At 69.0% G+C, this 9774-nt stretch carries 7 protein-coding genes; 1 reads left to right on the forward strand and 6 read right to left on the reverse strand.

The window, feature by feature from the left end:
- Positions 1-197: 197 nt before the first annotated feature.
- The 5 genes from ACE3SS_RS13640 to ACE3SS_RS13660 form a co-directional block, all read right to left on the reverse strand.
- Positions 198-1061: a flagellin gene (locus ACE3SS_RS13640; protein WP_374594836.1), complete on the reverse strand. Its 864-nt coding sequence runs from the start codon at positions 1059-1061 to the stop codon at positions 198-200.
- Positions 1062-1534: 473 nt separating this feature from the next.
- Positions 1535-2791, reverse strand: a complete 1257-nt coding sequence (locus tag ACE3SS_RS13645) for a multifunctional CCA addition/repair protein (protein ID WP_374594838.1) — start codon at positions 2789-2791, stop codon at positions 1535-1537.
- A gap of 45 nt (positions 2792-2836) precedes the next feature.
- Positions 2837-3634, reverse strand: coding sequence for a 16S rRNA (adenine(1518)-N(6)/adenine(1519)-N(6))-dimethyltransferase RsmA (gene rsmA / locus ACE3SS_RS13650; protein WP_374594840.1), 798 nt, complete (start codon positions 3632-3634; stop codon positions 2837-2839).
- A 23-nt stretch (positions 3635-3657) separates the two neighbouring features.
- A complete protein-coding gene (locus tag ACE3SS_RS13655; RefSeq protein ID WP_374594842.1) occupies positions 3658-5103 on the reverse strand; it encodes a peptidylprolyl isomerase in 1446 nt (481 codons plus the stop codon).
- 46 nt (positions 5104-5149) lie between these two features.
- Positions 5150-7678: an LPS-assembly protein LptD gene (locus tag ACE3SS_RS13660; protein ID WP_374594844.1), complete on the reverse strand. Its 2529-nt coding sequence runs from the start codon at positions 7676-7678 to the stop codon at positions 5150-5152.
- A gap of 94 nt (positions 7679-7772) precedes the next feature.
- Between ACE3SS_RS13660 and ACE3SS_RS13665 the strand changes: the two genes are divergently transcribed.
- The gene (locus tag ACE3SS_RS13665) at positions 7773-8834 is read left to right on the forward strand and encodes an aminoglycoside phosphotransferase family protein (protein ID WP_374594846.1); all 1062 of its coding nucleotides are present in this window, start codon (positions 7773-7775) and stop codon (positions 8832-8834) included.
- On the opposite strand, the gene ACE3SS_RS13670 is transcribed toward ACE3SS_RS13665, so the two are convergent.
- On the reverse strand, positions 8813-9774 hold a 962-nt coding region (locus ACE3SS_RS13670), incomplete at its 5' end, for an AraC family transcriptional regulator (RefSeq protein WP_374594848.1). The two genes, ACE3SS_RS13665 and ACE3SS_RS13670, sit on opposite strands and share 22 nt — an antisense overlap.

Here is a 9774-nt window from a genome sequence, read left to right on the forward strand (position 1 = left end):
GTACCCCTTCCAGCAGCCCAGCGCCTGCAGCGTCTTGTGATCCAGCATCCCGTCCTCCCGCTTCTGCCGTTACCGGCATCAGCATAAAGAACGGCTCTCAGCTGCCCACGGAATTCTTCGATGAACCGAAAAAAAGCCGCCCGAAGGCGGCTTTGGTTCGATCGGAGTCGCTGCCCGTTCGGGGGCGGCGGAGCTGCTTATCGAAGCAGGGTCAGCACTTGCTGCGGCATCTGGTTGGCTTGCGCGATCATCGCGTTGCCGGCCTGCTGCAGGATCTGGGCTCGCGAGAGATTCGCGGTTTCCGCCGCGAAGTCGGCGTCCATGATCCGGCTGCGTGCCGCGGTTTGCGACTCCACCGACACCTGCAGGTTCGAGATCACCGCGGTGAAGCGGTTTTGCGAGGCACCCATCGTGGCGCGCTCGGAGTTGACCTTGTCGATCGCGGTGTCGATGTTGTTGATCACCGTGGCAATGGCCGTGGCGTTGGCCGTGCTGTCGATCTTGGCGCGGCTGGCGCCGGCGTTGTCGGTGCCCGCCACCGTGGTGATCTGCGACGCGGTGGTCAGCTGCGTGGTGGTGATGCTGATGGTGTCGTCGCTGCTGGTGTTGGCGCCGACCTGGAAGCTCTGGGTGCCGGCGTCGGAGCCCAGGATGTGCTTGCCGTTGAACGAGGTGCCGCCCAGCACGCGCTGGATTTCCTTGGCCAGTTCGCCGAATTCCTTGTCCAGCGAGTCCTTGTCGCTGTTGGAGTTGGTGGCGTTGGACGATTGCACGGCCAGTTCACGCATGCGTTGCAGCGCGTCGCCCACTTGAGCCAGCGCGCCTTCAGCCGTTTGCGTCAGCGAGATGCCGTCGTTCGAGTTGCGGATCGCCACGTTCATGCCGCGCACTTGAGCGTTCATGCGCTCGGCGATGGCCAGGCCGGCGGCGTCGTCCTTGGCGGAGTTGACGCGCAGGCCGGAAGACAGGCGCTGCATCGCGGTCGACAGGGCCGACTGCGACGTGGCGCTGTTGCGCTGGGCGTTCAACGAGATGATGTTGGTGTTGATGATCGAAGACATTTCAAAACTCCTTCAGGTTCAATATCTCCCGGCGATGAGCGCCGGACACGTAACACTCAAATGCTGCGGCGTACTGCCGCCGCATCCTTGTGCCCCGCCGATCGAAGCAAGCGCTTGTTCTCGGCAGGTGCCCGCCCCGACGCTAGTCAACCTTTGAGTGGGCCTGGCTGCTTGTTGGCGCCTGCCCGAACCCTTGGCCGTCTAACCGGACCACGAACCCGATTTCTCAGGCCGTTGAGTGTTTATCGAGCCCGCGCGGCAAAAACTTTATGGTTGTCAAGCAAGGCTCCGAGAAAAAAGACACGAAGTTCAAGGGCTGTTCCGGCGATGCCTGTGCACTATGGGCGCTTGGTCGCGGATTTGTGTCGGAGCGGGGGGGGGGGAGACGACGGATGCAGCCTCTTGAAATGCGGGGAGAGCGCCCGCAAGGCAGCGTCGTGTGGACTGTCTATCGGCAGCTTGTTGGCGGGCCTTTAGAACTTTTTGTCGAGGGTCGCCGACAAGGCCTCGATGCGCGCCTGGTGGATGGCCTGCGCAATCTGCGGGCCGCGCAAGCCGTGCGCCGTGGCGTGGGCGGCGACGGCCGCGGTGTCCACGCCGCGTGTTGCCGCCAGGGCGGACAAGAGGGCGGGGCGTTGCGGATACGGCTCGCGCTGCAAGCCGAGCCGGCCGCGCACGTCGCATTCGCAGGCCAGCAAGGCCTGGGCAAAGCGCTCCGGCTTGCGAAAGGCGTCGCAGCGCTCGAGCAGCCGCACGGTGGCGGCGGGGCTCAGGGCGGTGCTGCGGTGCACGTTGCCGTGCTCGCGCGCCACCAGGTCGGCCAGCTCGCTGCAGTCGCCCGGCACGCGCAGGCGCTGGCCCAGCTCGCGCGCCAGCTGCGCGCTGCGGCCTTCGTGGCCCAGATGGCGCGGCAGGATGTCGGCCGGCGTGGTGCCTTTGCCGAGGTCGTGCGTCAGGCAGGCGTAGCGCACGGGCAGGTCGGCCTGCAGCTCGGCGGCCATGTCGAGCACCATCAGCAGATGAATGCCGGTGTCCACCTCGGGGTGGTAGTCGGCGCGTTGCGGCACGCCCCATAGTCGCTCGACCTCGGGCATCAGCCGCGCCAGGGCGCCGCAGTCGCGCAGCACCTCGAACAGTCGCGAGGGCCGTTCTTCCATCAGGCCCTTGGCCACTTCCTGCCACACGCGCTCGGGCACCAGCGCATCGACCTCGCCGGCTTCCACCATCTGGCGCATCAGTTGCAGGGTTTCGGGCGCCACGGTGAAGTCGGTGAAGCGGGCCGCGAAGCGCGCCAGCCGCAGGATGCGAACCGGGTCTTCGGCGAAGGCGGGGGACACGTGGCGCAGCACGCGCGCGGCCAGGTCGCGCTGGCCGCCGTGGGGGTCGATCAGCGTGCCGTCGGCGTCGCGCGCGATGGCGTTGATGGTCAGGTCGCGGCGCAGCAGGTCGTCTTCGAGCGACACGTCGGGCGCGGCATGGACGGCGAAGCCGTGGTAGCCCGGCGCGGTCTTGCGCTCGGTGCGGGCCAGCGCGTATTCCTCGTGCGTCTCGGGGTGCAGGAAGACCGGGAAGTCGCGCCCCACCGGGCGAAAGCCCTGGGCGGTGAGCTGCTCGGGCGTGGCGCCCACCACCACCCAGTCGCGGTCTTGCACCGGGCGGCCCAGCAGCGCATCGCGCACGCAGCCACCCACCTGATAGCACTGAAAGCCTTCGCGGCGGTCTCGACTCATGTCGGGCACTTTAGCGCGCGGCGATCAACCGGGCGGGCTCCGGGGTCAGCGGTCGGCCGGTGCGGCCGGCGTGAGCCGTGCGGCCAGGTCGAGGTATTCGGCCACCGGCACTTCTTCGGCGCGGCGCTGCATGTCGAAGGGCAGATCGCCGTCGCCGCGGGCCTGCAGCCAGGCGCCCAGCGAGTGGCGCAGCAGCTTGCGGCGCTGCGAGAAGGCGGCGGTCACCATGGCGGACAGCAGCTGCGCGTTCACGGCCGGTGGCTGAGGCAGCGGCGTCATGCGTACCACGGCCGAGTCCACCCTGGGGGGCGGGTCGAAGGCTTCGGGCGGCACGTCGAGCACCGACTCGATGTCGTAGCGCCACTGCAGCATCACCGACAGGCGGCCGTAGTCCTTGCAGCCGGGGCTGGCGGCCATGCGGTCCACCACCTCTTTTTGCAGCATGAAGTGCTGGTCTTCGACATCGGCCACGAAGTCGAGCAGGTGAAAGAGGATGGGGGTGGAGATGTTGTACGGCAGGTTGCCGATCACGCGCAGCGGCTGGCCGAGCTCGCGGGCCAGCGCGGCGAAATCGACCTGGAGCACGTCGGACTCGACCACGTTGAGCTCGGCGCGCTTGCGCAGCCGCGCGGCGAGGTCGCGGTCGAGCTCGACCACGGTGAGACGCTCGCAGCGCGCCACCACCGGGTTGGTGAGCGCGCCCAGGCCCGGGCCGATCTCGACCAGGGCCTCGCCGGGGCGCGGGTTGATGGCCCGCACGATATCTTCGATCACGCCGGTGTCGGTCAGGAAGTGCTGGCCGAAGCGCTTGCGCGGGATGTGGCCGCCGCCGTGCTTGCTCACGCGGGCTTTCGTTCAATCATGGCTCAGTCGCTGACGGGCGCTTCGCGGATCTCGATGTAGGCCTGCGAGCGCAGGTCGCTGGCCCATTCTTTGTAGGTCTGCTCGAAGCGCTGCTCGCGCAGGGCGGTCTTGGCGTTCTCGCGCAGCTGCTTGGGGTCGATGGGAACCTCGCGGCGTTCCATCAGCTGGATCAGGTGCAGGCCGAAGCGCGTGGCCACCGGCGTCGAGATCTGGCCGGGCTTGAGCTGGTCGAGCGCCTTCTGGAATTCGGGCACGAACATGCCGTTGGTGGACCAGCCCAGGTCGCCGCCCTTGGTCGCGGTGCCGTCTTGCGAATACTGGCGCGCCAGTTGCGCGAAGCTGGCCTGGCCGGTGAGGATCTGGCCGCGGATCTCTTCGAGCTGGGCTTGCGCGGCCTGCAGGCTCATGCCGCCCGAGGGGCGCAGCAGGATGTGCCGGGCGTGGCTTTGCACCACCGCGTAGCCGTTGAGCGCGTCGCGGCGATCCATCAGCTTGATGACGTGAAAGCCCGCGCCCGAGCGCAGCACCTTGGGGGCGACTTCGCCCTGCTTGAGCACCGTCGTGGACTCGACGAACAGATCGGGCAGGCGGCTCACGCCGCGCCAGCCGAGCTGGCCGCCTTGCTCCTTGGTGGCGTCGTCGTCGGAGTAGTCGTGCGCGAGGCGGATGAAGTCGTCGCCCTTGAGGGCCTTTTCAAGCGCTTGCTCGGCGCGCGCCTGGCGGTCCTTGATGAGGGCGTTCGAGGCGCCTTCGGGCACCTTGATCAGGATCTGCGCCAGCGAGAGCTCGCGCTCGGACGACGAGCTGCCGAGCTGCTCGGTGATGTAGGCGTCGATATCGGCCTCGCTGACGCGGATGCGCGGCGGCACGTCGCGCTCGCGCAGGCGGTCGAGCGTGATGCGCTCGCGCACGGTCTCGCGAAAGCGCGCGAAATCGACGTTGTCGTTGCGCAGTCGCTCGCGCATCTCGGCCGGGCTCACCTGGTTTTGCTCGGCGATGTTGACGATGGCGGCATCGAGCTCGGCGTCGTCCACGCGCAAGCCGGTGTCGCGTGCCCGGTCGAGCTGCACGCGTTCGTCGATCAAGGTGTCGAGGATCTGCTGGCGCAGTTCGGCCGGCGGCGGCAGCTTGGCGTCGGAGGGTGCCTGCTGCAGCGCGCGGGTCATGCGCTGCTGCACTTCGGAGTTGGTGATCGGGAACTGGTTGACGACCGCCACGATGTAGTCCGTCGCCTTGGGGGCCTTGCTCGATCCGGCCAATTGGCGGCTCATGGTGCCGGCCAGGGCGTTGTCGGGCTGGAGCGCGCGCGGCGCGTTCGGGGTGGCGGGCACCCGCTTGGGCGACTGGGCCAGGGCCGGCTGCGCGCCCCACGCCAGGGTCACGGCCAGGCAGAGCGCCACGCGGCGGTGCCATTCGGTTTGCTTGCGCGAGCGGTGTGGTTTGTGCATGTCTGGATGTGCGTTGAGCGGCGACAGGGCCCGGGTGGCGCGGCGGTCAGTCATTGGATGAGAACGGCTCGGGGCCCTCGCTGGGCGAGAACGGCGTGCGCTCTTCGCGCAGCAGGCGATAGCCGGGCACATTTTCCTTCAAGACCCGCAGCGGGCTGGAGCCGAGCTTGGACAGGCCGACGAGTTCGAGCTGGAACATCAGCCGGGTGGTGGTCTGGGTGGCGCTGATCGAGGTTTTCTCGGCCAGGACGCGGCCGATCCAGCAGCCCGCGTCGTACTCGAAGCCGAACAGCGAGTCGGTGACGCGGCTGTTCAAGATGCTGTAGCTGACGCGGCCCACGCTGTAGTAGGTGCCGCCGTTGCCGCAGCAGCCGGCGCGCGTGCCGTTGAGCAGGGCGGGGCGTGCGCTGTCGTCGTCGGTCAGCGGCGGCGGGTTGCCGGCGATCGGCCATTGCCAGCCCAGGTCGACCTGCTCGCTGGAGCCGCGCGCCAGGCGGTAGGTCAGCCCCACCGTGCGCCAGGGGCCGGGCGAGTAGCGCATGCCGAGCACCGAGCGGTTGACGCGGTGGCTTTCGGAGTTGTATTCGAGGTTGGAGTCGAGGTTCCACTTCGGGATCACCGAGGTGGACGCCAGCAGCAGCAGGTTCGACAGCCGTTGCGTCTGCGGCGTGCCGTCGGCCGTGATGCGCTGGTCGGCCAGCAGCACGCGCTGCACCATGCCCAGGCGCAGGGCCTCGGCGCCGTTGGTGGGGTCGATCACGCGGCTGGTCAGGCCGGCGGTCAGCTGATTGGCGTCGGACACCCGGTCGATGCCCGAGAAGGCGTTGTCGCCGTAGATCGAGTCGAAGTTGAAATCGACCGGCGCCGAGTCGAACTTGGGCACCAGGGTCTGGTCGACGTAGGGGGTACGCACGTAGTGCAGGCGCGGCTCCAGCGTCTGGAGGTAGTCGCGACCGAACCAGTTCGCGCCGCGCTCCAGCACCCAGGCGCTGTCGAGGCTGACGGTCGGCACGGCGCGGCCCGTCTGCGTGTTGCCGTTGGCCAGCGGCTGGTCCATGTCGTAGCTGGCCGCGTTCAGGCTCAGGCGCGGGGTGATCGTCCAGCCCGGTGTGTCGGCCCAGGGCTGCATGGGCCGCGCCACGCTGGTCGTGAAGTGGGCGCGGGTGCCGGTGGGCAGGCTGCTGTCTTCGTTGACGAAACGGTTGACCTCGGTGTTGGCGCGCCACTCCCAGCCACCGCGCTCGCCTTGGCTGGCCAGGCCGATCTGCGGCGCGCGCCGGTAGGGGGCGACGATGCGGGTGTCGGTCGAGGTGAGGTCCTGCAGCACCTGCCAGTCCTGCACGCGGGCGTACCAGCTCAGGTCGCTGGCGCCGAGTTCGCGCAGCACCACCTCGTTGACGCCGAGGTGGCGCTCGTATTGCGCGGTCGACGACAACAACCGGCGCGTCACGCCGGGCGGCTCGCGCAAGAAGTCTTTCCAGTAGTCGTCGTCGGATACCTTCAGGAGCTTGATGCCGCCGCTGCTTTGCGCATCGAAGTTGGTCTCCTGCTGCAGGTTGACCAGCCAGCGGTCGTTGCCGCGCTCGCTGTCGCCGGGCAGCAGCTTGAGGTCGATCGAGCCGCGATGGCTGGGTTCGAGGTAGCGCACCTCGGTGTTCAGGCCGAAGCCGCGCCGCGTCGAATAGGTGGGCGTGAGCGTGGCGTCGCGGTTCGGCGCGATGTTCCAGTAATAAGGCTGGGCGAAGATGAAGCCGCTGCGGCTGCTTTGCTCGAAGGTCGGTGGCAGCCAGCCCGACTTGCGCTCGTCGCTGAGCGGGAAGCTCAGCACCGGCGCGGCCAGGATCGGCACGCCCATGAAGCGCACCACGGCGTTCTCGGCCACGCCCTCGTTGTTCTCGAAGTCCATCGACACCTTCGAGGTTGACAGCACCCAGGCGACGTCGCCCTTGTCGTCGGGCGTGCAGCTCGTGTAGGTGGCGCCGTAGGCCACGGCGTGCTGGTCGTCGATGAAGTCGATGCGGTCGGCCGCGCCGCCGGCGCCCGTGCGGGCGAAGCGGTATTGCGGCGTCAGGAAGAAGCCCGCATTGGTGTCGAGCTGCAGCTGGGCCTGCGGGCCGGTGTAGACGTCGCCGGCGCGATCCACCCGCACGTGGCCGCTGGCGTGGGCGGTGTTGTCGGCCGAGGTGTGCCGGAGCTCGTCGGCGCGCATCGTCAGCAGGCCGCGGCGCAGTCGGGCGGTGCCTTCGGCCTTGGTGTACTCGTCGGTCTTGCCACTGAGCTGGTCGGCTTCGAGAAAGATCGGCAGCAGGCGCCCGGCCTCGCCGCGCGGCGCGGGCGACAGGCGCGGGGACATCAGCAAGAAGGGGTTGATGTCGGCGGCTTCGGGTGTCGGGGCGGGTTTGGTGGCCAGGCTGGTCACCCGCGGCGGGTTGAGGTTGAGCTCGGCGTCCAGCCGCTCGGCCTGCGCGCGCGCCCCCCCGCCGGTCAGCAGCAAGCCCGCCGCCCAGGCCACGGGTGCCAGTTGATGCAGTTTGGGCAGCGTTGCGCGGCGAGGGTGGGAGAGCGGGTGAGTCACGAGGCCGGGTTTTAAAATCGCGCGATTATTCCATGGGGGCGCCGCCGCCAAGCCGGCCGTCAGGCCGCCTCCTTGCTGCTTTTTTTCTCCCCTCATGACTCACACTCATCCCTCGATCGTCTGGGCCGATGCCGCGCGCCAGGCTGCCTTCAACCAGTGGCTGGCCGGCGTGGCCGCTCGGCACGGGCTGCGGCCCGACAGCGTGCGCGCCGCCAGCTCGGACGCCAGCTTCCGGCGCTACTTCCGCGTCGACGCGGCGGCCGACGGCGCGCCGTCGCGGATCATCATGGACGCCCCCCCGGCGCACGAAGACTGCCGCCCGTTCGTCAAGGTGGCGGGGCTGCTGGAGCAGGGCGGGCTGCACGTGCCGCACGTCTTCGAGTGGGACGAGGCGCAGGGCTTTCTGCTGCTGTCCGACCTGGGCGACGACACCTACCTGAGCCGCCTCGACGCCCAGGGAGCCGAGTCGCCCGCCAACCAGGCCTTGTACCGCGCGGCGCTTGCGGCGCTGGTGCAGGTGCAGAAGATCCCGGCCCAGCAGGCCGTGCCGGCCTACGACGAGGCGCTGCTGCGTCGCGAGCTCGATCTCTTCCCCGACTGGTACCTCGCCCGCCATCGCCAGATGACGCTGACCGACGCCCAGCGCGCCGATCTGGAGCGCGCCTTCAAGCTGATCCTGACCAACAACCTGGCGCAGCCCGCCGTGCTGGTGCACCGCGACTACCACTCGCGCAACCTGATGGTGTCCGAGCCCAACCCCGGCGTGCTCGACTTTCAGGACGCCGTCTGGGGCCCCATCACCTACGACCTCGTCTCGCTGCTGCGCGACGCCTACATCGAGTGGGACGAGCCCGTGCAGATCGACTACGCGGTGCGCTACTGGGAGGCCGCGCGCAAGGCCGGTCTGCCGGTGCACGCCGACTTCAGCGAGTTCTGGCGCGACTTCGAGTGGATGGGGCTGCAGCGTCAGCTCAAGGTGCTGGGCATCTTCGCGCGGCTGGCCTACCGCGACGGCAAGGTCGGCTATCTCGACGACATTCCGCGCGTGTGGCGCTACGCCCACCGCGTCTGCGCCCGCTACAACGGTCTCGGCCCGCTGGCCCGGCTGCTCGAAGCCGCCGAGGGCACGACGCGTCAGGCCGGGTACACGTTCTGAGTGTCGTCGGGCTTGACGGCCGGCGCCGGCTGCTCGCGGTAGGCCGAGGGTGAGCAACCGTATTCGCGCTTGAAGGCCTGGCTGAACGCGGCCTCCGACGCATAGCCCACCAGGCTCGCGATGCGGTTGACCGGCACGCTCGACGTGCTCAACTGCCGCGCCGCCAGCCGCATGCGGTGCTGCGTCAGGTAGGCCAGCGGCGGCTGCCCCACCGTCTGCGTGAAGCGCTCCGCGAAGGCCGAGCGCGACAGGCAGGCACGTTGCGCCAGTTCCTGCACCGTCCAGTTGTGCGCCGGGTCGCGGTGCATGAGGCCCAGCGCCACCGACAAGGCCTTGTCGCGCAGTGCCACGAGCCAGTTGTCCACCCCCTCGGGCAGCGACTCGACGTAGTCGCGCAGGCATTCGATGAACATGATGTCGCCCAGGCGGTTGATCACCGTCTGCTGGGCGGGGCGGGCGTCGCTCACCTCCTGCGCCAGAAACTGCAGGCCGATCGCCAGCCATAGCGGGGGCTGGTCACCCTGGGCGCGGATGTGCATCACCGGCGGCAGCGCGGCCACCAGCGGGCTGGCCATCATCACGTCGAAGCGGGCGTGGCCGCTGACCATCGTCGAGCGGTTGCCGCCGCCCCCCACGCGCAAGGGCGCGTCGGGGCGGTTGGTGAGCTCGGGCAGCAGATCATGCGGCGCGGCGGCGCTGCCGGGCTTGTCAACCATGGCATGGAGCGCCCCCGCGGGCAGGATCACCAGGTCGCCCTGCTGCACGAACAGCGGCTCGGCGCCGTCGCGCAGCAGCCAAGCCTGGCCGCTGGTCATGATGTGAAAGCTTGCCAGCCCCGGGGTGTGCAGGCCGAGCGCCCACGGCGCCGTCAGCTCGACATGCACGAAGACGCCGCCTTGCAGGCGCATGTCGTCGAGGATCAGGCTGAGGGTGTCCATGG

The organism is Aquabacterium sp. (assembly GCF_041915145.1).
Taxonomy (GTDB): domain Bacteria; phylum Pseudomonadota; class Gammaproteobacteria; order Burkholderiales; family Burkholderiaceae_C; genus Aquabacterium.